At 38.2% G+C, this 22,896-nt stretch carries 24 protein-coding genes; 7 read left to right on the top strand and 17 right to left on the bottom strand.

Going from position 1 to position 22,896, the window contains the following annotated elements; translation table 11 throughout:
• Nucleotides 1-70: 70 nt before the first annotated feature.
• From hemL to GYM62_RS05350, 11 genes are all read right to left on the bottom strand, one after another.
• Nucleotides 71-1,363 carry a glutamate-1-semialdehyde 2,1-aminomutase gene (hemL, locus tag GYM62_RS05400; protein ID WP_219958639.1) on the bottom strand — a complete coding sequence of 431 codons (1,293 nt, stop codon included), beginning with the start codon at nucleotides 1,361-1,363 and terminating at the stop codon, nucleotides 71-73.
• Entirely contained in the window at nucleotides 1,360-3,012 is a 1,653-nt protein-coding gene (locus GYM62_RS05395) for an ABC transporter substrate-binding protein (protein WP_219958638.1), read from the bottom strand. Before GYM62_RS05395 ends, hemL begins: the two co-directional genes overlap by 4 nt.
• Before the next feature lie 137 nt (nucleotides 3,013-3,149).
• Nucleotides 3,150-4,679 (bottom strand): glutamine-hydrolyzing GMP synthase, encoded by a 1,530-nt coding sequence (gene guaA, locus GYM62_RS05390; RefSeq protein WP_219958637.1) that lies wholly within the window; start codon nucleotides 4,677-4,679, stop codon nucleotides 3,150-3,152.
• 124 nt (nucleotides 4,680-4,803) lie between these two features.
• Complete coding sequence (locus GYM62_RS05385; protein ID WP_255590571.1) at nucleotides 4,804-5,817, bottom strand: ligase-associated DNA damage response exonuclease; 1,014 nt, start codon at nucleotides 5,815-5,817, stop codon at nucleotides 4,804-4,806.
• A 33-nt stretch (nucleotides 5,818-5,850) separates the two neighbouring features.
• Nucleotides 5,851-6,810 carry a hypothetical protein gene (locus tag GYM62_RS05380; RefSeq protein WP_219958636.1) on the bottom strand — a complete coding sequence of 320 codons (960 nt, stop codon included), beginning with the start codon at nucleotides 6,808-6,810 and terminating at the stop codon, nucleotides 5,851-5,853.
• Nucleotides 6,811-7,047: 237 nt separating this feature from the next.
• Nucleotides 7,048-7,677: a flavin reductase family protein gene (locus tag GYM62_RS05375; RefSeq protein WP_219958635.1), complete on the bottom strand. Its 630-nt coding sequence runs from the start codon at nucleotides 7,675-7,677 to the stop codon at nucleotides 7,048-7,050.
• A complete protein-coding gene (locus GYM62_RS05370; RefSeq protein WP_219958634.1) occupies nucleotides 7,674-8,117 on the bottom strand; it encodes a hypothetical protein in 444 nt (147 codons plus the stop codon). The genes GYM62_RS05375 and GYM62_RS05370 overlap by 4 nt, the downstream gene beginning before the upstream one ends.
• Nucleotides 8,118-8,134: 17 nt before the next feature.
• Complete coding sequence (locus tag GYM62_RS05365; protein ID WP_091654202.1) at nucleotides 8,135-8,398, bottom strand: hypothetical protein; 264 nt, start codon at nucleotides 8,396-8,398, stop codon at nucleotides 8,135-8,137.
• 69 nt (nucleotides 8,399-8,467) lie between these two features.
• The gene (locus GYM62_RS05360) at nucleotides 8,468-9,148 is read right to left on the bottom strand and encodes an SDR family NAD(P)-dependent oxidoreductase (protein WP_219958633.1); all 681 of its coding nucleotides are present in this window, start codon (nucleotides 9,146-9,148) and stop codon (nucleotides 8,468-8,470) included.
• 111 nt (nucleotides 9,149-9,259) lie between these two features.
• The gene (gene folE / locus GYM62_RS05355; RefSeq protein ID WP_091654207.1) at nucleotides 9,260-9,964 is read right to left on the bottom strand and encodes a GTP cyclohydrolase I FolE; all 705 of its coding nucleotides are present in this window, start codon (nucleotides 9,962-9,964) and stop codon (nucleotides 9,260-9,262) included.
• A complete protein-coding gene (locus GYM62_RS05350) occupies nucleotides 9,924-10,334 on the bottom strand; it encodes a 6-carboxytetrahydropterin synthase (protein ID WP_091654340.1) in 411 nt (136 codons plus the stop codon). Before GYM62_RS05350 ends, folE begins: the two co-directional genes overlap by 41 nt.
• Nucleotides 10,335-10,628: 294 nt before the next feature.
• Here GYM62_RS05350 and GYM62_RS05345 point away from each other — a divergent pair, with 294 nt between their 5' ends.
• Nucleotides 10,629-11,312, top strand: a complete 684-nt coding sequence (locus GYM62_RS05345; protein ID WP_219958632.1) for a murein L,D-transpeptidase catalytic domain family protein — start codon at nucleotides 10,629-10,631, stop codon at nucleotides 11,310-11,312.
• Here the strand turns inward: GYM62_RS05345 and GYM62_RS05340 are convergent.
• From GYM62_RS05340 to GYM62_RS05325, 4 genes are read right to left on the bottom strand one after another with little or no spacing between them, the layout of a single operon-like run.
• On the bottom strand, nucleotides 11,309-12,976 hold the full coding sequence (locus GYM62_RS05340) for a murein L,D-transpeptidase (protein WP_219958631.1): 1,668 nt from the start codon (nucleotides 12,974-12,976) through the stop codon (nucleotides 11,309-11,311). The two genes, GYM62_RS05345 and GYM62_RS05340, sit on opposite strands and share 4 nt — an antisense overlap.
• A gap of 10 nt (nucleotides 12,977-12,986) precedes the next feature.
• The gene (gene kdsA / locus GYM62_RS05335) at nucleotides 12,987-13,838 is read right to left on the bottom strand and encodes a 3-deoxy-8-phosphooctulonate synthase (RefSeq protein WP_219958630.1); all 852 of its coding nucleotides are present in this window, start codon (nucleotides 13,836-13,838) and stop codon (nucleotides 12,987-12,989) included.
• Complete coding sequence (locus GYM62_RS05330; RefSeq protein ID WP_219958629.1) at nucleotides 13,831-14,415, bottom strand: HAD family hydrolase; 585 nt, start codon at nucleotides 14,413-14,415, stop codon at nucleotides 13,831-13,833. Before GYM62_RS05330 ends, kdsA begins: the two co-directional genes overlap by 8 nt.
• Nucleotides 14,397-15,938 carry a bifunctional GNAT family N-acetyltransferase/carbon-nitrogen hydrolase family protein gene (locus GYM62_RS05325; protein ID WP_219958628.1) on the bottom strand — a complete coding sequence of 514 codons (1,542 nt, stop codon included), beginning with the start codon at nucleotides 15,936-15,938 and terminating at the stop codon, nucleotides 14,397-14,399. Before GYM62_RS05325 ends, GYM62_RS05330 begins: the two co-directional genes overlap by 19 nt.
• Nucleotides 15,939-16,101: 163 nt before the next feature.
• Here GYM62_RS05325 and GYM62_RS05320 point away from each other — a divergent pair, with 163 nt between their 5' ends.
• From GYM62_RS05320 to GYM62_RS05310, 3 genes are all read left to right on the top strand, one after another.
• Nucleotides 16,102-17,004, top strand: a complete 903-nt coding sequence (locus tag GYM62_RS05320) for a mechanosensitive ion channel family protein (RefSeq protein ID WP_219958627.1) — start codon at nucleotides 16,102-16,104, stop codon at nucleotides 17,002-17,004.
• Between the two features lie 50 nt (nucleotides 17,005-17,054).
• Nucleotides 17,055-17,978 carry a hypothetical protein gene (locus tag GYM62_RS05315; protein ID WP_219958626.1) on the top strand — a complete coding sequence of 308 codons (924 nt, stop codon included), beginning with the start codon at nucleotides 17,055-17,057 and terminating at the stop codon, nucleotides 17,976-17,978.
• A gap of 82 nt (nucleotides 17,979-18,060) precedes the next feature.
• Nucleotides 18,061-19,722, top strand: coding sequence for a Na/Pi cotransporter family protein (locus tag GYM62_RS05310; RefSeq protein WP_219958625.1), 1,662 nt, complete (start codon nucleotides 18,061-18,063; stop codon nucleotides 19,720-19,722).
• Here GYM62_RS05310 and GYM62_RS05305 read toward each other — a convergent pair.
• Together GYM62_RS05305 and GYM62_RS05300 are read right to left on the bottom strand one after the other, a co-directional pair.
• Nucleotides 19,712-20,536, bottom strand: coding sequence for a universal stress protein (locus GYM62_RS05305; protein ID WP_219958624.1), 825 nt, complete (start codon nucleotides 20,534-20,536; stop codon nucleotides 19,712-19,714). The two genes, GYM62_RS05310 and GYM62_RS05305, sit on opposite strands and share 11 nt — an antisense overlap.
• Before the next feature lie 102 nt (nucleotides 20,537-20,638).
• Nucleotides 20,639-21,100, bottom strand: a complete 462-nt coding sequence (locus GYM62_RS05300; RefSeq protein ID WP_219958623.1) for a GNAT family N-acetyltransferase — start codon at nucleotides 21,098-21,100, stop codon at nucleotides 20,639-20,641.
• 70 nt (nucleotides 21,101-21,170) lie between these two features.
• Between GYM62_RS05300 and GYM62_RS05295 the strand changes: the two genes are divergently transcribed.
• The 3 genes from GYM62_RS05295 (at nucleotide 21,171) to GYM62_RS05285 (ending at nucleotide 22,762) form a co-directional block, all read left to right on the top strand.
• Nucleotides 21,171-21,677 carry a RidA family protein gene (locus GYM62_RS05295; protein WP_219958622.1) on the top strand — a complete coding sequence of 169 codons (507 nt, stop codon included), beginning with the start codon at nucleotides 21,171-21,173 and terminating at the stop codon, nucleotides 21,675-21,677.
• The gene (locus GYM62_RS05290; RefSeq protein ID WP_219958621.1) at nucleotides 21,677-22,201 is read left to right on the top strand and encodes a hypothetical protein; all 525 of its coding nucleotides are present in this window, start codon (nucleotides 21,677-21,679) and stop codon (nucleotides 22,199-22,201) included. The genes GYM62_RS05295 and GYM62_RS05290 overlap by 1 nt, the downstream gene beginning before the upstream one ends.
• A gap of 102 nt (nucleotides 22,202-22,303) precedes the next feature.
• Nucleotides 22,304-22,762 (top strand): hypothetical protein, encoded by a 459-nt coding sequence (locus tag GYM62_RS05285; protein WP_219958620.1) that lies wholly within the window; start codon nucleotides 22,304-22,306, stop codon nucleotides 22,760-22,762.
• Nucleotides 22,763-22,896: the final 134 nt, after the last annotated feature.

Below are 22,896 nucleotides of genomic sequence, written 5' to 3'. Positions count from 1 at the left end.
GAAATTTTCACAAACAGGTCAGCCAATTTATGAGTGGGCATAAAAAAAGGCCGAATTAACGGCCTTTCACTTATGAATGGATTTCCAACATACTTTCTCTATGAGCATCCAGAATTTTTTGAATCAAATCATCTGTCAATGCAGTGGATAGAAATAAGCTCTCAAACTGAGAAGGAGCTAAGTAAACTCCTCTTTTCAGCATAGCTTGGAAGTACTTACCAAAAAGCGCTGTATTTGACTTCTTTGCAGATTCAAAATCAATCACAGGCTCATCAGAAAAGAATAAGGAATACATACTGCCTAAATGATTAACCGTGTAAGAGTAGCCTAATTCAATATTAATCTTCTTTATTCCCTCAGAAATTTTTCTTCCGATTTCATTTAGAGTTCCGTAAATCCCATGATGTGCATTTAAATGCCTCAGCATTGCCAAGCCTGCGGCCATGGCTATGGGGTTTCCTGATAATGTACCTGCTTGATAAACCGGTCCTGCTGGAGAAACATGCTCCATGATTTCTTTCTTGCCACCATAGGCACCTACCGGCATGCCACCGCCGATAATTTTTCCCAGAGTAGTCATGTCAGGAGTTACTCCATATAGTTCTTGCGCACCACCGGGAGCTAATCTAAACCCTGTCATGACCTCGTCAAAAATCAAAACGATTCCCTCACGGGTACAAATCTCTCTCAAACCTTCCAAATAGCCTGGCATAGGAGTAGCCAAACCCATATTACCTGGAACAGGTTCTAAAATCAATGCCGCAATTTCTCCTTTATTTGCAGCCACCAATTTCTCAATTGCATCCAAAGAATTATAAGGGGCAAGCAAGGTGTCTTTTGCTGTTCCTTTGGTAACCCCTGGTGAATCGGGATTTCCCATGGTAATAGCACCTGAACCAGCAGAAATCAAAAATGAATCTCCGTGTCCATGATAATGCCCTTCCATTTTGACAATCTTATCCCGACCAGTATATCCTCTAGCTAGACGAATCGCAGACATGGTTGCTTCAGTTCCCGAATTAACCATCCTCACTTTCTCTACCGAAGGAACCATGCTGATAATCAATTCGGCAATTTCTATTTCTCTAGCGGTAGGAGCCCCGAATGAGGTTCCATTTTCCATAGCCTTAATCACGGCCTCTCTAATCAGAGCATGATTGTGGCCAATAATCATTGGCCCCCAGCTATTAATCAACTCTATATATTTGTTGTCATCTTCATCAAAGATAAATGCCCCATCGGCTCTTTTGATGAAAATAGGGTCACCCCCCACTGCACGAAATGCACGGACTGGTGAGTTTACTCCACCTGGAATAAAATTTTGGGCATGGGCAAAAAGCCGCTTGCTTTCAGAAATATTCATTGATTTGTTAAAGGTTTCAATTCACCGTATTCAAAACCGAATACAGGTACATAATTATTTGAATTGCTGTTCAGAAAATTAAATCCCCAAGTTATGTTTCCTTGTTGAAACTGCTGTTGATTCAAGCTCCTTCTAAGATCAAACCCAAAGCTTGGGCTTAAGTTGGAGGAAAGCCAAAATATTAGCTCCTTCCCCAAAACAGCATTCATGGAAGGGAAGACTAAATTTTTGTTATAAAAATCCGTTTTAAACGCTATCATTGCCTCTTTATCCAAAGCTGGAGAATTGTTGGAAATAAAGTAGAAATTCTGATCCTCCAACATCTCAAAATTCGCAAAATTGAAACCAAGCCAGGAATCCATTACCAAAATCGGTAAAGATGTTGTTACTGATTCTATCAAGGAAAGTGTAGACTGGGCTATGGCAGGATCATCGCTCAGCATTATCACCTGATCTACCTTCAAATTGGCACTATCTCTTCCAGGCCTTACTCCTAAATCAGCAAGAAAACTAGCTGCATTTCTGGGATTCAAAGGTTGGGAATCCACTATTCTAAACCCTTCTTTTGTCAATTTTTCCTTCAGAAAGGCATTCATTTTTTCATCCCTTGAGCTAATGCTGTACCCAATGGCCACTCTTTTACCCCACCTTTGAGATTTCAGATTTTGAACAATTCCATCTACTATATTCTCAGCAGATGGTCTGAATAAATAGCTATATTGCTTATCCTGAAATCTTTCTCCCAAATTGGAAAGAGGGTGGATAAAAGGAATCTTGGCATTTTCCGCAAATGCGCTCACTAAATCAGATTCCTCCAAGTAAATAGGTCCAACTATTACATCGGCACGTTTTACAGCAGGTTCTTTCAGTATATTCTGCAAGTGGTTTAAATCTCGCTTAGAATCAAAGGAAATCAAATTCACCCTTTTCCCTTCTCTTTTAAGTTGATTTACACCAAACCGAATCCCTTCAAATAATTCATAGGTAAATGATGATGGAGAAATTTCTCCAGACCTGCCATCAGTAAAAGGAAGAATTACTACAATATCCAAAACCTCATCTTTGATTTTAGAGGAACCACTTAATTCTCCTATTCCCTGAAGCTCATAATACAGTGCTCTTTCTTCTGAAGAAAGTACCGATTTGCTATTCAAAACAGAACTTAAAGCTGCTGTGTAGCCGGATAATTCCTGAAACTCTCTCAAATTTCTAATCAAGAAATCAGGGCTTTGCTTAATTAGAAATTCATAAATTAAATTCTGCGATTTTCTTTTGATCTCTTCATCTTGAAGCTGGCTAACTTCCTTCAGTCCCTGCAGTGCCTGACTATTTTGAAAGTATGCTGTTGCTAAAAGGTATTTAGCCTCCTCGCCTTTATCCCAATTTCGAGAGGTAAGAGGCTCAAGAAAATCTATGGCTTGATTAGGCTGATTGGCACCCAAAGCAGCCTGAGCTCCGTGAAATGCTGCGTAATTGGCTAGATTCCCATATTTTTCAACAGAAACATATTCCTTAAAAGAATTCATGGCCTCCCAATAGGACCCGGAATTTAATTGAACTTGGGCTCGTCTATAATTCTCAGGCAAATTTTGAGACCAAGCCAAAATACTAATGAAAAAAACTGCTAGGAAAAGGAAGGATTTTCTCATGAATCAAGGGTATGAATCAAACTGAATAGACAAATTTAAGCCATTATTTCCAAACCCAAAGTTTGGACCATAATAGATTATAAAAGCAAAACCCGAAGACAAAGCCTCGGGTTTTAACATTTATTGATTTTTTGAAATTATTCCCACTCGATTGTTGCTGGTGGCTTGGAAGAAATATCATAGACTACTCTATTTACACCTTTTACACGGTTGATGATTTCGTTGGACATTTTTCCCAAAAACTCATACGGTAAATGAATCCAATCTGCAGTCATTCCATCTACGGAACCTACTGCTCTCAAGGCAACCACTCTTTCGTAGGTACGCTCATCTCCCATCACCCCTACAGATTGAATAGGAAGAAGTATTGCACCAGCTTGCCAAACTTGATCATATAAGCCATGATTTTTCAAGCCTTGAATAAAAATATGATCAACCTCTTGCAGGGTTTTTACCTTTTCGGCAGTGATATCTCCCAAAATCCGAATAGCTAGACCCGGACCAGGGAAAGGATGTCTTCCAATAATGGTTTCGGGAATCTCCAAAGCTCTTCCCACTTCTCTTACCTCATCTTTGAATAAGGTATTCAAAGGCTCGACAACGGATAGCTTCATGAAGTCTGGAAGCCCTCCTACATTGTGGTGAGATTTAATGGTGGCAGAAGGACCTTTGACGGATACTGACTCAATCACGTCTGGGTAGATCGTACCTTGACCCAGCCATTTAACTCCGTCAATTTTGTGAGCCTCATCGTCAAATACTTCAATGAAGACTCTTCCGATTGCTTTTCTTTTGGCTTCAGGATCTGTTAATCCAGCTAAGGCATCATAAAACCTTTGCTTGGAATCTACACCTATCACATTCAAACCCATGTCTTTGTAGGATTCTAGTACTTCTTCGAATTCATTCTTTCGAAGCAATCCATTGTCCACAAATACGCAGGTAAGTTGATCCCCAATTGCTCTGTGAATTAAAGTTGCAGCAACTGATGAATCCACCCCACCGGATAAGCCCATCACTACTTTATCTGATCCGATTTTAGATTTCAAATCTTCAATAGTCGCATCAATAAACACATCAGAGGTCCAATCCTGAGCACATCCGCAAATAGAAACCACGAAGTTTCTTAGAAGATTTTTTCCTTCCGTAGAGTGTGTTACTTCAGGGTGGAACTGTATCCCGTAGGTTTTTTCTCCTTCAATCTTAAATGCAGCGACTTCCACAGAAGAAGTACTGGCAATAACTTTAAATCCTTCCGGTAATTTTTTGATGGTATCTCCATGAGACATCCAAACAGTAGAACCATGAGTCATTTCTTTCAGAAGATCATGGTGCAGGTCAATATGATCAAGATTAGCTCTTCCGTACTCACGAATCGTGGAAGGAAGCACCTCGCCCCCATATTTATGCGCTAAAAGCTGGGATCCATAACAAACTCCCAAGATCGGAAGCTTGCCTCTCAAGCTATCCAAATCCAAATCAGGAGCTCCTTCATCTCTTACGCTGCAAGGAGACCCGGATAAAATGATCCCTTTGATATCATCATTGATCTCAGGAACATTATTAAAAGGGTGAATTTCACAATAAACATTCAGTTCTCGAACTCTTCGGGCGATGAGTTGGGTGTACTGAGAACCGAAATCGAGGATCAAAATTTGTTCTGCCATGCGCAAAGGTAAGCAGGATGGTCGGTTTGCTGAAATACGGCAAAGAAAATTTGGTGATAGTTTTAAACAATATTCCAGTAAAATTCATAAACAAACTAATTATCAGCTATTTATAGAATAATAATTACTGCGTATCCTCTTCCTCACCAAATAAGGTTTTTAACTCAACTGCATCTATCCCCTTTTCTTCCTGAAGGTATTTGCCAAAAACGGCAGTGGAACCATGAGTCAGATAGACTTTCTCAGCTTCAGTAGCAGTAATTGCCTGTATCAATCCCTCCCAATCAGCATGATCTGATAAAACAAATCCCCTGTCGGCTGCTCTCCTCCTTCTGGTGCCTCTAATTGCCATCCAGCCTGAACAAATCCCTGTCCTATAGGGGGAAAATTTTCGCATCCAGGGAGTTCCCATGGCCGATGGTGGCGCTATAATCAAAGCCCCTTTGTATTTACTTTTTGGAATTTCTTGAGTGACTTTTGGGACATCCCAAAGGGAAATGCCATTTGCCAATAAAGCTTGGTTGGTGTTCCAGACTGCTCCATGAACGAAAACATCACCAATATCAGGATTCAAGTTTTGCAATATTCTTTGTGCCTTTCCTAAGGAATAAGCAAATAGCACTGAATTTCGGCCTTCGGCTGCATTTTCTTTCCACCAAGAATTGATTTGATTGAAAATCTCTTTTTGACTTTCCCACTTATAAATCGGGAGCCCGAACGTGCACTCTGATACAAATTCATGGCACTTAACAGGCTCAAAAGCAGCTGATAGACCATCATCTTCCACTTTGTAATCACCACTGACTACAGCTACACGGCCTTTGTGTTCCAATCTAATTTGAGCCGATCCGGGAATATGTCCGGCAGGATGAAAAGAAACTTTGACTCCGTTAATTAAAAGTTCATCACCGTATTCGAGGGTTTGAAGGTTAATATCCTCACCTAACCTCAATTTCATCACTTCCGCAGAGTGATGATGAGCTAGGTAAGCCTTCATTCCCCAACGGGAGTGGTCTGAATGCGCATGGGTAATGAGCGCTTTACCAACAGGCCTCCAAGGATCAATAAATACTTGGGCGGGAGGGCAATACAAACCGAATTCTGTAAGTTCTAGCAAATTCAATGGAACAGGGGTCATCGATTAATTTAAGCCATAGAACCCCAATATTGTTTATTTCAACTCATAAAAGTAAAAAGTCTGAAAATCTCTTTCTTCAGCATTCGGGTCTTCACCGGGTTTGGCATTAACTGAATAGAGTAACTCTTTTTTTGCCTGAAGTTTAATTGGCCACTCCCCCTCCCAAAGCTTTTTATCATCTTTAAAAATCTGGTATACAGGCGTTTTATATTTTTCTTCTACGCTCATATACTTTTCATCCCCAACTACTCTCCTATCTAAAGCATCCACTTCTTCATCCGGTGCTCCTTTCAAATACCATGTTATTAAATAATCATTAGAAAAGGTAAAATTCTGATACCTAGAACCTCGAAGATCCTCGAAAAATACATCGAAGTTTTGATTGGGGATTGTCGGCTTTGTAATTTTAAAATTTTCACCAGGATTTAAATTTATAGAATCCAAAAGATTCAATTCAGGAAAAGAATACTTATATAATTTTGGCGTTAATGTGAACTGCAAGAAAATTTGATCATTTTTCAAATAAGCATTTGGTTCATAACTAAGATATTCACCTTTATCTTGAATATAGTTTAATGATTTCGGGACTTTAGAAGAATGAAGCTGATTTCCATCTGCAGTACTAACCTTAAGAAAATCATAAGTATCCATTTCCACTAGACCATTTTTTAAAAATTGATCTTGCTCACTTTCCCTAAACCCAAACATAAATACCATTCCATCTCTTGAAATAAGACTGGGAGTATCTCCCATCAACCTTGATAAAATGTGAATTTGTGTTGGATGCTGCTCAATTAATTCAAATTCAAGATTGTAAATAAAATTTCCTGAGAAAGTTTTTACTAAAATTTTATCATTAGAAATAAATCTTGAGGCTTCAAAATATCCGGATTTGTAACTATCAGGCCCATCTTGAGCTCGATTAGCAACCTTGAGAATATTACCAGAATTGTCTGTTAGGATAAATTCATTGCTTTTAAAATCGAAAAACAAAAATTTCTGAGCATCATCAGAATAATCCAGCAAAGTTGGAACGACCAAGCGATCTATGCGCATACTGTCTACCAATACTAATTCTGGGACATAAGAACCTGAGATTTCCTCGGATTTTTTTTGACTGCAGGAGTATAAAACTAAAACTGCGATAAGAGTAGTAAAGAAATATTTCATAAAAAGTCTTTTTCCAAAACTATCAAATACTCATAAAAAAGAAAATCCTCTTTCGAGGATTTAAATTTCTTGTGGAAGTTTATCAGGTTTGGCGTAACTGAGTCTACTCAGCTTTTCACCGACATGATACTCATCCAAACCTGAAACTGTGACAGATTCCAAAATATTTAGATCAAGAGATCCATCTTGCCTTAGCCCTTTTTCTTCCACGTATATGTGATCTATAGAAGCTATCAGCAAAACAGTTTCATTAATTTTTAATGTTTGTGTCTCAACTAATGAACAGCCCAATTTGAGAGGACTCTTTTTAACAAAAGGGGCATAGAATTGCTCCAAATATTCCTCTTCAAGGCCAGTTTTTTCAAATTCAGAACCCTCCCATCTAGCTGAGGTCCAGTGAGCTTCTTTGTAAAATTCTGGGGTAACATGATTGAGAGTAAAAACCTCTGTTTCCAGAATATTTTCCAGCGTATCTCTCTGAACAGTATGAGGCCTAAAGAGAATGCCCACCAATGGAGGAGATGCACCTATATGAAAAACCTGAGAAAAAGGAGCCAAATTATTGATTCCTGTATTACTCTTTGTACCAATTAGGTTTAGGCTTTTGTATCCTGATAGGCAATTAATCAGATTTCTTCTGAAAAATGAGTCAGATTCCAGAATATCCTCTTTGCTGAAATGCTTGATCATTTTTTAATTGCCTCTTCAATGGTATCACAATATTTGATATCCAATTGATCAATAATATTATCCGGATAGGTTTCCAAAATCTGATTCTTTGCTATTTGAACCATTTTTTCAAACCACTTTTCATCTGGAAGGATTTTACGATGGGTTTTCACACCATATGCTAACATATCTTTCTTCCAATGAATGAAATACCATTCCATTGTAGGTTGATGGAAGGCTCTCAGAGATCTCTTGTCGAAAATGAATTTTTCGTACTTACCTGCTTTGACTATCCCACCTATTTGATTGAATGTTTCCTTGAAATCTTCAATGGGGATATAGTCTGCAAGTAATTCACAAATCACAATTCCTTTGTCAGGATTAATTAAAACGCGTGCATACTTTTCTTCAAAAGCCAGTTCAAAATCTCGCGTTTCTGATGGATATAAGGTGTCGTTCATGGCAAGATGGTGAGGGATTAATAGACTGTATTTTTACGCTTGGTTTCAGATTGATTGACTTCGTCTTTGAATTGCTCCAAGCGAACTTCTAGGTTTGAGGCATATTCGAGAGTAGTCCGCATCATGTCCTGCTGAGACTTAATTTGCTCTTTCAGCCTCGCAAGCTCTTGATTAACTTCTGCAAGCTTATTCTCATAGTCTTTCTTTAGCCTTTCTTTTTCGAGTTGGGCTTTCCTCAATTCTTCCTTAAACAATAGGAATGATTCAGGTGGAGTCTTCATATTCACAGCTCGTTCTTCTCGGGACCGTACCCTAAGTAATGACAAAATTCTATTGAAATTGTTTAAAGTTTATTTAAGATTGGACATTCCTCCGTCCAAATGCACTATCTGACCAGTCATCCAGGAACTTTCCTCAGACAGCAAAAATACTGCAGCATTAGCAATGTCTTCCGGAGTACCGTATCTTCCGATAGGATGTCTTTTATTACTTGCTTCTTTTTTATCATCAGATGACAACAATGCATTTGCCAATGGGGTGTCTGTCAAAGAGGGAGCTATGGCGTTTACTCGAATCTTTGAAGGTGCCCATTCAGCCGCCAATGATCTTGTCAGCCCTTCTACAGCACCTTTTGCTGCTGCAATACTGGCATGAAAACCCATACCAGTCTGAACTGCAACCGTACTAAACATTACAACTGAAGGCGAATCAGACTTTTTCAAAGCCTTCATAGAAGCTTGCAAAACTTTAACTGCTCCCAAAAAATTAATGTCTAATTCTTTTTGGAAATCACTTATGCAAATTCTATGAAAAGGCTTCAGATTTATAGTGCCTGGACAATAAACCAAACCATCAATAACATCAGGTGAATCTGGTAACTGGTCAAAATCTTCGGTGATGTCCAATTCAGTAGTTCCATCACCACTTTTGGAGTACAAATAGAGATTTGCACCTTTTGATTTTAATGATTCCGAAATAGCTTTTCCAATTCCTGAGTTTCCTCCGATGATAACAATATTTTTTCCTTGCATAACTTGTTTGGTTTCATGTATAAAAGCATTTGATGAAGGAATTTGTTTTGTGAAAAACAAAAAAAACCGAGCTTTTGCCCGGTTTTTAAAGTTGGTTTAGTAGGGTATATTTTACTTTTCTAAACTGATATACTTCAGAAATTCATTTCTAGCCTGTTCGTCTCGTTCAAACTTGCCTGAATAAAAGGAAGTAACGGTTGAGCTGTTGGTATCATTAACACCTCTCGAGCTGACACACATATGATATGCATCCATGATAATAGCTACGTCTTCAGTGCCTAAAACTTCTTTCAACTCATTACCAATTTGCATGGTCAATCTTTCTTGAACCTGAGGCCTTTTAGCAAAATACTGTACTATTCTATTGATTTTGGAAAGACCGATCACGTTTCCATTAGAAATGTAAGCCACATGAGCCTTACCATAGATCGGAACGAAATGATGTTCGCAATGAGAATGAAACGTGATATCTTTTTCAACCAACATTTCATTGTATTTATACTTGTTCTCAAAAAGTTTTGCAGCTGGCTTATTCTTTGGATTCAAACCTGCGAAAACCTCCTTCACATACATCTTGGCCACCCGATGAGGAGTACCTTTCAAACTATCATCTGTGAGGTCTAATCCCAAAATGTTCATGATTTCACGGAAGTGCTTTTCAATCAATTCCACTTTTAAATCATCATCCATTTCGAAAGCATCCTCTCTCAAAGGAGTTTCTAAAGAAGTTCCAACATGCTCTTCACCGATTTCCTCAAATGAAGCCCGGGACAGATTAATTCCCATCGTATTCAACAAAGTTTCTTTCTGTTTCATAAAGTCGAATCGTTAATTCGAATTTCCGATCAATTTTTTCCCTCAAAATATTCCAAATAACCACTGCAATATTTTCAGCGGAAGGGTTGAGATTTTTGAATTCATCGGTATCCAAGTTTAGGTTTTTGTGGTCAAATTTATTTAATACGTGCTTTTTGATAAGATCGCTAAGCACTTTCATGTCATAAACGTATCCTGTATCAGGATCAACTTCTCCCCTGAGTTTTACTATCAAATCATAATTGTGTCCGTGGTAATTGGGATTATTGCATTTACCAAAAACAGCTTGGTTTTTTTCAGGTGACCAGGCAGGATTGTTAAGCCTGTGCGCGGCGTTGAAGTGCTCTTTGCGGAATACGGTTACTTTCATTACTTCTCTGAACAGCAGTTCAATTATTTTTGTTTAATTTTTATTTAAATTCTTTAAACAGAAATTTCAAGCTCCTGCTGTTCAACCATTTATTTTTTGCAGTCGGCAAAATTAACCATTTATCAAATTCAGAGGTAATAAATAGAAATTTTCACCGTAAAAGGAACAAAAGTCCACTTTATTTTAGTTCCTTAAAGTGGACGTTCGCTTATCACCCAGATTAGCCAAGTCCTTGATAATCAAATAATATCCTAGTTAAATATTTGGCTTGGCTTTTGTAAAGAAGGAAAAATTATGACCCTACCTACCATAATTCACACGCTAATAAGCTTTGCTTTAACAGCAAATATCATCCACACTACTCCTACTCCCAACCTCTCTAAAATATCTGAAAGTGAAAAACTTTATCAACTGATTGTTGATGATGCACCTTTGGTTCCTTCTAAAGAAATTTTTGAGCTTGCTATGAATGGGTGGGAAAAGTTGGAGCATAATTTGGAAAATCCTGTATTGACAATTATCGATTTCAGCCTCCCATCTACCGAGAAAAGACTTTGGGTAATCGATATGGAAAAATCAGAAATCTTAATCAACACAGTTGTATCACATGGAAGAAATTCCGGTCAATTGATGGCTGAATCTTTTTCCAATAAACCCGAATCTTATAAGAGCAGCTTGGGATTTTTTAAAACAGCGGAGACTTATTTTGGGAAGCATGGTTATTCTTTGAGAATCGATGGACTGGAAAAGGGAATCAATGATCAAGCACGAAAGAGAGCTATAGTTATCCATGGCGCAGATTATGCAAAAGAGGAATTTGCGAAGGCTACAGGACGATTAGGAAGAAGCTTAGGCTGTCCAGCACTCCCCCCTGATATCAGCAAAGAAGCAATAGACATTATAAAAGAAGGATCATTAATGTTCGTGTTCGGCAAAGCTCCTGACTACTTAGAAAATTCCGAACTAGCTCAACCTTAAAAAGATCTTAGGGCCGCTAAAATCTCAGCGTCACGCTGATAGATATCTGATCTGAAATGACCCTTTCCATTTGAGTCCGCCCAGAAAGTAAGGTAAACCAAGATAACGGGTATCTTTTTGTCCAGGTTTACAATTTGTTCTCTAGGCTGATTCATAGCTTTTTCAATTTTTTGTGAATCCCAATCTTGATTATTTTTTAATAGTAATTGTGCTAGTTGGGTGGGATTTTTCAACCTGATACAACCATGCGAGAGCGCTCGCTCTTCCTTTTCAAATAAGTTTCTCGTGGGAGTATCATGAATATAAACGCTGTACTTGTTCGGAAACATAAACTTAACCAGTCCCAGCGAATTATTTTGTCCTGGCTTTTGCCTAATCAAGTATGGAAAGGACTTGCTGCTAAAATCTACAGTAGAAGGATCTACATATTTCCCTGATCGGGTAATCACCTCCATATTATTTCTAGTTAAATAAGAAGGGTTTTTTCGAATGGCAGGAAGGGTTTCATTCCGCATAATGGAATAAGGAATATTCCAATATGGACTGAAAACAATATAACTCATCTGAGCCAAAAAGACTGGAGACTGATGATAAGGCTGGCCAACAATAACTTTTTCAGAAAAAAGCGTGTCCCTATTATCAATAAAGTCCAATTCAAAATTGGCAATATTGACCAAAATGTAGGTGGAATTTTGAATGGTGTCCGGAAGCCACCTCAGCCTTTCCAGGTTTACTGAAGCTTTATCGATCAAACTTTTTGGAGATTGATTGAGGGACTCTAAAGTCAATCTACCCAAGATACCGTCTGCTTCAAGCCCATTATCTGCCTGATATCTTTTTACAACTTCAAAAAGAAGAGAGTCATAGAGTTTTGACGATTTATCAGCAACAGCAGTTCCGGAAAAATATCCCCAAAAAATCAATCTATCTCGTATAGCGGGAATAGCAGAATTTGTCTCACCTACTTTAATTGATTTGTTTTCTTTGACTGGTTTCCAATCCAAAGAATCATTTTTCGCGATGGATTCGAGATTTCTGACTACTTCTCTGCCCTTTCGATAGATTTCAAATTTAGGATAAACAGACTGGATCACTGGCCGAATTTCCTTTCTCATAAGAGCAGTATGCAGTAATTCTATATAGTCTAATTGCTTTTGAATAGGCTCAATTCCCCAGTTACTTTTCAAGGATGATGGGTCAACTTTTCCAACTTCCAAATGAGTAACCAGCTTGAAAAACGCATCAGTCAAAAGCAAATCAAAATCAGCCAAATCACTGAAATCATTCGCATTTTTCTTCTTTTTATTACTTTCAAAAGCTTCAAAATAGGTCTGAATTAATTTCAAATTATACTCTTCAGGGTTTAGCCCATCATATTTTGACTGGATGATCTCATAGCGCATCTCATAAGCAAATTCGGTCAATTCCCCATTGAAAGACCAAACTGGGTTAAACTCTCTCGCTCCGTAAAAAGTATGAATTTCACTGGATGTCAATAATGGCAAGCCTCTCACTTCCAATTTTCTTTGGGGTTGATCGGTCTCCAGGATAAACCTAATCTTATCAGCAACCTCCTTTTGACTGGCAAAAGCCGAGCAAACTCCTGAGAATAAAAAAACCGCAATCAAAAAGAAGCGGTTTATATAGTGGCTATTAGCTTTCATAAATTTTGAATTATTCTTCGACATTAAAATCCTGGTATTTTCTTCCCAAAGCCCAAGACTCTTTCAACATAGCCAAAAAATCTCCCATTTTGGCTAAAGGAATCAAATTTGGTCCGTCACTCAATGCCTTTGCTGGTTCTGGGTGGGTTTCAATAAAGAAGCCGTCTATTCCAGTTGCGGCCGCTGCTCTCGCTAAAACCGGAGCAAACTCTCTTTGACCTCCGCTGCTTCCGCCTTGGCCTCCAGGCTGTTGAACTGAATGGGTGATATCAAATACCACAGGAGCAAATTGTCGCATGATCGGAAGACCTCTCATATCTACAACCAGATTATGATATCCCAATGAGAACCCACGCTCGGTCAAACAGACATTTTCATTTCCGACAGATCTTACTTTCTTGACTGCATACTGCATGTCTTCAGGAGCCATAAACTGACCTCTTTTAATTTTTACAGCCTTTCCGGTCTCTGCTGCAGCCAAAAGTAAATCTGTTTGCCTACATAAGAAAGCCGGAATCTGAAGCACGTCCACTACTTCTGCCACTTCAGCTGCCTGATAACTTTCATGAATATCTGTTACCAAGGGCACATCCAAAGCTTGACCTACCCGCTGCAAAACCTCCAAAGATTTATCCATTCCTATGCTTCGGAAAGAATTGGAAGAGGTTCTATTTGCTTTGTCAAATGAGGCTTTGAAAACATAGTGAAAACCATTTTCCTCAGCCCAAGCCTTCACCTTCGTGCCAATTTCCAGACAAATATCATAGCTCTCCACGGCACAAGGGCCAGAGAAAAGAACAGGTTTATCGGAACCTAAAACAATTCCCTCTCTGATTTTCATGGTGCTTGTGGTTCTATTCATCTTCTTTTGCTTTTACAATATGATTTTCTATCAAAGGAATCAATTTGCCTTTGGAATGTAATATTAGGTCTGCTACTTCTCTGAAAACACCTTTGCCTCCAGCAGCAAGGGTGACATAATTCACTTGAGGTTTGACATATGCCATTGCATCTGCTGGAGCCACTGAAAATCCAACTTTACTTAAAATAGGCAGATCAATCAGGTCATCTCCAATATAGGCGACCTCATGCAGTGCTATTTCAAGCGTTTCCAGGATTTCGCTTAGTTTTTTCCATTTATCCTTTACCCCGTGATAATGAAAATCAAAACGCAATTCCTCGCATCTATTCTCCACTACCTTGGATGAGCGACCTGTAATTGCACCCACCATAATGCGGTTTTTTCTCAAATGCTGAACAATCAAGCCATCTTTGACATTGTATTTCTTATACTCCGTGCCTAAGTCATCATAGATGATCCCACCGTCGGTCAGCACACCATCTACATCAGTAATCAGTAATTTGATAGCGGATGCTTTTTGCAAAACCTCCTCTGAAATCCCGGAAAAGAGTTGATTGATTATTTCTTCTGTTTCCATTGTATAGAGTATAGGTCTAGTCTTCTTTGTTCTAAGTTTCTCACGCTTCCAGCTTTTCTTTGCTTAGTCAAAAGGTCTAAGTCCACATCCGCGACAATTGTAGTTTCTGCATTTTCTGATGCTTGGGCTACGATAGAATCATGTGGAAAAGAGAAATCTGAAGGGGAATATATAGCAGCCTGTGAGTATTGGATATCCATGTTTTCCACTTTTGGAAGGTTACCCACAGACCCTGTGATTGCTACATAGCATTCATTTTCAATTGCTCTCGATCTTGCGCAGGTATTTACCCGTAGGAAAGCATTTTTTGTATCCGTCCAGAAAGGAACAAATAAAATATCCATGTTTTGTTCTGCAAGGATTCTCCCTAATTCAGGAAATTCCACGTCATAACAAATTAGAATTCCAACCCTTCCTGCATCCGTATCAAAAACATTGATTCCATTTCCGCCCTGAAGCCCCCAATATGCTGCCTCATCTGGTGTGATGTGAAGTTTGTATTGCTTGGCATGCGTTCCATCTCTCCTACACAGGTAACTTACATTTCGAAGTTTCTTGCCATCATATTCCGGCATGGATCCAGCAATGATGTTCACGTTGTAAGAAACCGCCAAATCACTCATTCTACTTACAATCTCTTCTGTGTAGTCTGCCAGATTTCGGATTGCTTCTGAGGCATCCATATCATTAAACTCAGCCAATAGCGGAGCATTGAAGAATTCAGGAAGTAAGCAAAAATCCGATTTATATCCAGAAACAGTATCGACGAAAAATTCAACCTGCTGCATCAGATCATCCACATTGGAAAATCTTCTCATTTTCCACTGAACCAAACCTAGACGAACAATGGATTTTTTATTACCAATTAGCTTTTCATCTTTTTCATAATAAATATTGATCCATTCCAACAAAGTAGCATAAGCTCTGGAATCAATATCTTCCGGAAGATATTTTGTAATCACCTTCCTCACGTGGAACTCATTGGCGAGTTGGAATGAAAGAACGGAATCGAAAATCTCTTTATTCTTGACCAAATCGATGTACTTTCGAGGAGTCATTTCATCGGCATAGTTGGCATACCCTGGAATTCTTCCCCCTGCAATGATAGAGCGGAGATTCAGGTTTTCGCAAAGCTCTTTACGGGCATCATAGAGTCGACGACCCAATCGCATTCCACGATATTCTTGATGCACGAATACATCCGTTCCATAGAGCGTATCACCCTCATCATCATGTGTATCGAATTTGCCGAATCCGGTGATTTGATCGTAAGTATGGTTATCTCCAAATTGAGAATAATCAACAATTATACTGAGAGCAGCAGCGACTACCTTTCCATTATCTTCAATACAAATCTGACCTTCAGGAAAAACCTTCAACTGGTTCTTCAATTCCTGACGGGTCCAGGCCATGCCTTTATCTTTGTATATCGATACCATGATATCACGGATATCATCGAAATCGGAAAGCTTAATATTTCGGAGTTTTAATCGGTGCTCGAGTTCTTCTCTGTGTTTACTCATGTCACAAAATTAACTAAAATCAATCGATAATTTCAGAAGGGGAAAATTTCCAACCTATAAACAAAATAAAATATGGATTTTTTAATCCAGCTAAAATTACTTTAGATTGGGTATTCAATTCTGATGATTAATCGACGAATTTCGAAAAATACAGCGATTTTCTATGCAAAGTGAAGCAAATAATACAAAAGCAGCTCCTGTCTCTAATTTTATAGATTGGCTTGAGGAAATTTTAAATGTCAGTTTAGTCAATTTAGGGGAGTCCAAGCTAACGATAGGCCTACTTCTTACGCTGATTTTTTCATTTATAGCTCTTTTTGTGATATCGGAATGGATTCGAAGGCTTTTAGTCAATAAAATTTTAAAGCGTTACGAAATCACTACCGGAACCAGGCAATCCATTGGAACCATGGTCAAATACCTCCTGATTTTGGCAGGTATTTTTTCAATTTTACAAACAAACGGAATTGACCTCAGTGCATTCGGGGTCTTGGCCGGAGCAATTGGTGTTGGTATTGGTTTTGGTTTGCAAAATGTGACCAACAACTTTATAAGTGGTTTGATTATTCTATTCGAGCAACCCATCAAAGTCGGGGATAGAATTGAAGTTGGAGATGTGACTGGTGACGTAATTAAAATTTCTGCTCGCTCCACAATGATTGTCACCAACGATAATATCACCATCATTGTACCAAACAGTCAGTTTATTGATAGTCAAGTAATTAACTGGTCCCACTCAGATAGAATGGTTAGGTTTAATTTTCCTGTTGGGGTTTCTTACAAAGAAAATCCACAACGGGTCAAAGAAATTTTATTGGATGTAGCTAAGAAAAATCCGGGAGTACTTAACACACCTGAAACAGATGTACTCTTCTCTGATTATGGGGATAACTCCATCAATTTTACTTTAAGAGTGTGGACCTCAGAATATATCAACAGACCCAATGTGCTCAAAAGCCAACTTTATTATGAAGTATTTAAGAGGTTTGGTGAAGAAGGAATTGAAATTCCATTCCCTCAAAGAGACTTGCATCTAAAATCAGGATTTGAAAATTTAAAAAATTAGGCTATTTTTCGATAAATTACCTGAGGAGTAGGCTTACAAATGGCCTAAAGATGAGAAAGTTACTTCTAATATTATTTTTATTTATCAGCTTTGAGTCTATCTCCCAAAGCTTCTATCGCTATCGTTTTGAGGAGCCATGGTCTTTTTCTGCCAGTATTGGTCCTACCCAGTATTTTGGAGAATTATATTCCTTTTGGAAATATAATGAAGGGGTTCAGCCGGATTGGAATGCTAATATTTCTTTTCATTATACATTCGGTACACATTTACGAGCAAGAGGGGATTTTTCTTATTATAAAATGTCGGGGCAAGACCCTCCTTCAGATCCCAGAGCATTTCGTACTCCAAGAAACCTGCATTTCAGAGCACAAAACTGGGAAGTAACTGGTATTGTAGAATACTATTGGCACCCAGTAAAAGTTCCCAACATCCATAGACCTCTATGGAATCCCTATATATTCTTCGGGATAGGGATGTCTACTAATAATCCTGAAGCTCAATTAGACGGGCAGTGGGTAGATTTAAGACCGCTCCAACTTGAAAACAACCCCTACGAGCGATACATCATGGTTTTTCCTATGGGATTGGGATTCAAGTACAAACTTAATGTCTACATGGATTTGACTTTCGAGGGTAATTACAGATTCACTTTGACTGATTACATGGATGATATTTCAGCCTACAATGTCAGTGAATTTTACCTAGACTTAGTTGATGATTATGTAACGGGAAGAAATCCCGATCGATTGAGGCTGGCTATTAGAAATCCGGGGTTTTTGGATGATAATGGTATGCCGGATGTAGATAAAATCCTTCGCAATGGAGGTAGAATACGGCGGGGATCAGGCTTAACTCATCGATATGACGGCTATATGACTGTCAATGTTGGGCTGGAAATCCACTTCTCCAGAGATATTTTTGACAACTGGATTTTCAGAAACAGAGTTAACGAAAAGAGATTCAGATTCTGGTAAACCTGCTTTTTATCATTTTTCATTCCTCATATTTCCATTAATTTCCGTAAATGATTTCCTCCAAACGAGGTGATCTCTTTCTATGGAAAATCTTAACTATTGGGAATTTATAGCAGGATTGGGAATCTTCCTTTTGGGAATGCACCAAATGGAAAATGGTCTCAAAGAGCTTGCTGGTAAATCCTTTAGGGCCCTACTCCAAAAATTTACCAACAAAAGCTGGAAAGGCATCCTTACTGGAACCTTTATTACTTCAATTTTACAGAGTAGCTCTTTAGTTACTTTGATGGTGTTAGCATTTTTAGGAGCAGGTCTCATCAGCCTTCAAAACTCCATTGGAGTAATACTAGGAGCTAACCTAGGGACTACAGTTACCGCATGGATAGTTGCCACTTTAGGATTTAAAATCAGCATTTCCTCTTTCTCACTCCCTTTTATAGGAATTGGAGCTTTATTCTTTCAATTCTTTAATAAAAGAGTTTACATCAAGAATTTTGGCCTCCTTCTATTAGGTTTCGGGTTTTTATTTTTTGGGATTGATTTAATGAAAACATCCATTGAATTGCTGGCTCAAAAAATGGAATTGAGTCAATTTGCAGAGGTAAGACTGATATTCTTTTTGGGGCTAGGCATTGTTCTTACTGCTTTGATTCAATCCAGCTCAGCTACACTGGTAATTTTACTCAGTGCATTAAATTCAGATGTAATCACTTTAGATCAAGCGGCAGCTGCAACAGTGGGAGCCAATATTGGAACAACCATCACTGTTATTCTGGGAGCAATTGGTGGAACTCCCGATAAAAAAAGGCTGGCTTCAGTCCATTTCATATTTAATTTCTGTACTGGGATACTGATTTTTCCATTTATCCCCTATTTCATCACCGTCTTAGAAAACAGTAGAATTGGAGGAGATCATTTGATCTTATTGGTTGTATTCAACACGTTGATGAACCTAGCGGGGATTATCATTTTCTTTCCTTTTTTGGGTTTTTTGAGATCTTGGATTAATCAACGTTTTAAAACCAAGAAAATAAGCTTAACCTCATTTATTCACAATGTAGACACTTCTGTTCCGGAAGCAGCCATAAAAGCTGTAGAGAAAGAGCTAGACTCGGTTTTCGACCGCACCAAATTTTTTATCAAGGAGACCCTGGGAATCGAGGCAAAAGCAGGAGAACATGAAAGTATTTGGCAAAAAGTATTGGGCCGCTCATTTGAATTAATCCATGTCTACAACGAAATCAAAGAAATCGAAGACGAAATTACAGAGTATCATATAAAGATTCAAAGCGAACCAATCTCTGAAGTTGAGGCAAGACATCTAAGTTCGCTCATGGAATCACTTAGGTCCATGGTATATTCAGCTAAAGCTATGAAGGGCATCACCCAAAACATTAAAGAGTTAGAATCAGCTGAAAGAAACCTCCCGAAAAAATTCCTGCTTAAAATCCAGGATCATGCAAAAGTGTTATTTGAACAAATAGAACAACTGAGGCTGGAAGAAAAAGAAAACAGAGAAGTACCTCAATGGCTACAGCAACTTCAATATCAAGATCAAATTTTTATGGAAGACTTATACAAAGAAGCAAAAAGCCATCAGACAGATATTCCTTTTTCTACCTTAAGCAATGTTGGAAATGAATATTGTAGAAGTCTTTACAGTTTGGGTGTTGCCGTCTTGCATTGGCAACACCCAAAAACTGAATCATCTAATCTAGATCAACCAAAACAGGCTACTGCTTGATACTCAAAACGCCCAAATTGCCTTTAAATAAGACCGTTTCTGTAGTTCCTACTTGATAAGAAAGACTTTTCTCATGGTGGCCTGTTTCAATTGCTATCCATTTGATACCATTTTCAGAAGTGAAGTTGATAATTCCATTTTCCACTTCTTTTGCATTGTGAATATGCTGATGGAAAACAATTTCCTCATTTCCTTTTTGAAACATATCCATTCCTTTTTTGACTTCCTCGGAAGAAGTAAAGTGATCGGGAGTATTCACATAAAGCAAATGAACACTACACTTGAATGCTTTAAGGAGGGATTTAATGATTGAAAAGCTTTCTCTTGATTTAAGATGGAAATTGGAACAAAAAGCAATTTTCCTTAGATCATTTCCATCCAAGGCTTCCTTCACAGCCAAAACAGGACAAGGAGAATTTCTCAATACTTTTTGCAAGGTAGAGCCTATAAATTTCCCCTCAGAATAACCTTTTCCATAAGCTCCCATCACCAGAAGCTCAACATTTTCCTCTTTAATAGTCCTTAATATCATTTCCCAAGGAACACCTACTTTTACTTGATAATCAATCTGGGATTTTGCCGGAGCTATTTCACGAACGTATTCAGGTAAAACTAATTCAGCTTCTTGTTTTTGCTCAGTTAGCTCAGAGTATTTCTTCTTGGCTTCTTCAGAAAGTTTTTCAAAGTCGACTTCAGAAGGAATGACCGTAATCACTAAAATATTGGCATTGGTTTTTGCGCTTATTTTCTGTGCAGTCTTGAGGGCTGCAAGAGAATAAGAGGAAAAATCAAATGGAACAGCTATAGTTTTCATGGCTTCTAGATTTTTGATTTACCCACAAGTTCATGAAAATCAGGACAAATTCCTTTGAAAAAGGTCAGTGAAAAAACTGATAAAAATCAGCAAATCAGCTCATTAAAGCTGCACTTCCATCATCAAGTCACATCTGCAATATTTCCCATCCCGAACTGGCACTTCTTGAAACCCTAAGTTCTGGTAAATTTTTAATGCTGCCTGAAGCTTGGTATGGGTGTATAAAACCACTTTGCTAGCACCCATTTCTTTGGCTTTTTCCAGAATGGCAATTCCAAGCTTCTTCCCAATTCCCATTCCCTGGGCATTCTTGGAAACTCCCATTTTTATCAACTCATAAGTTTGATCATCAATTTTGGAAAGTCCAACAGTACCTACGATTTCCTCTCCTTTTTTGGCGAAAATTATGGCGCCTCCTTTTTCCAAAATCGTTTTTTCCGGCTGTTCCAATTGTTCTTTATCAAATGGCTCTATAGCAAACAACTCTTCAACCCAAGCCTTATTAATGATTTCAAAATGAGTACGAAGTGAATTTTCGAAAGGAATAATTTGAATAGCTTCCACAATTACAGATAGGTTAAATAGGTAGTTATGAATTATTCTGCTAGATTAGGTTGGTTCAATCAAAAATCCAATGAAAAAATTACTTACCCTCGTTTTTATCCTCTTTTGCTTTTCGAATTTTAGCAATGCACAAAGCCCAGAAGAAAAATTAAAAGAATTGGGAATTGAGCTTCCTGAGATTAGTGCTCCAATGGCCAATTATGTAAAATGGAAGCAAGTAGGTAATTTGATCTTTTTGGCGGGAAATGGACCTGATATTTATGGAAAAGTAGGAGCAGATTTGAGTCCTGAGGAAGGCTATCGGGCTGCTAGGGAGACCGGGATTGAGATCATCGCCGTACTCAAGGCAGCAACAGGAGGAGACTTAAGCAAAATCAAGCAGTTTGTAAAGGTGCTGGGTATGGTGAATTCGGCACCAGACTTTACCGGACATCCAGCCGTTATCAATGGTTTTTCTGATCTGATGGTTGAAGTCTTTGGAGAAAAAGGAAAACATGCCCGTTCGGCAGTAGGTGTAGCAGCCCTTCCGAATGACATTGCTGTTGAAATCGAGGTGATCGTGGAAGTTGAAGATTGATGATCAAGGCTATTTTTTCAATTTTAATGCCTTTGGCCCTTCTTTTCGCACCAAAGGAAAAGACCTTCTTGCCAGAATATATTTATGTCGATGGATTGGCATTTCGGCAACAGGGACTGAAGGGGATTTTTGAAAAGTACGGACCAACAAAGAGCACGGAAACTAACTACGAATGTGGTTTCCATTCCAATCAGGAGCAGGGAAAAAGCTATCATCAGCTAACCTATGATCACGTCACTTGGATAGGGAATACTGAGGAAGGTTATATTTCAGAATTGGTTCTTTTCGATGCGGCAGGTGAAATGAAGTGGACGTATTTTGAGGAAATTGAATTCAGTGGAAAAAGCACCCTTCAGGAAGTTGAGTTTTTTATGGAAAAAAAAGCTGGACCCATCGAAATTTCCGGAAAAGATGATGAGCTATTATTTAGTATTAAGGGCCGATTTACTGATGCCGATGATGGGTTTTTCTTTCTTTTTCGGGAAGGAAAGTTGATTGAATTTCACTATTGGAGTCCTTGCTGAACTATCGAGCTTAATAAAGATAAACTATACAAAAGGGGTATTTATCCCTTAGGACTAGAGGGTTAAATCAATAATAGGTGCAAGCAAAAACAACCCGATAACATGAATTGTAAAGAAGTAGATAATATTTGGAGAACTTTTGCTTCCAAGAATAATTTGGAAATAGAAGTGTCTAATGATAACTATTTCTATGGAATCAAGACAAAGTATTTTATAGTGTTGAATACCGAATCTCCAAAAATTGTTTTAGAAGGATTATTAAACAAAAATAATCAAGGTTATAACCTTCATAAAACTAAAATTAGACTAGAAGACGTTAACATTAGTAAATTCGACTTTAAAGAAGTAGTTAATATAAAGCGATTAGGATTATTCAAAAATCAATATAAAGACAATAACAAAGCAAACCTTCTAAAAATTCTAAGAAAGTTTGGAGCGAATAGGATCAAAATTGCTGATGAAAATGGTATTGCGATAGAATTCAATTACTTGTTTGAGAAAGAAGAGGAGTTTCTTAAGCTAAATCATATTATTAAAGAAATTACAAAAGCCTGCCACTAACAAGTCATCAAATAGTAGCTCCTTTTGAGTGTAGCCAAATCATCGTTGGGGAATAGTTTCAAACTACGTCTTGTCCGAATCAATCTTCTTCTACACCCAGAAGGAACATCAATTTATACCCTCTGCTTAAATAC

The organism is Algoriphagus sp. NBT04N3, from assembly GCF_019443765.1.
GTDB lineage: Bacteria > Bacteroidota > Bacteroidia > Cytophagales > Cyclobacteriaceae > Algoriphagus > Algoriphagus ornithinivorans.
The sequence above is the reverse complement of the archived record's forward strand: the minus strand, read 5'-3'. Positions and strand labels throughout refer to the sequence as shown.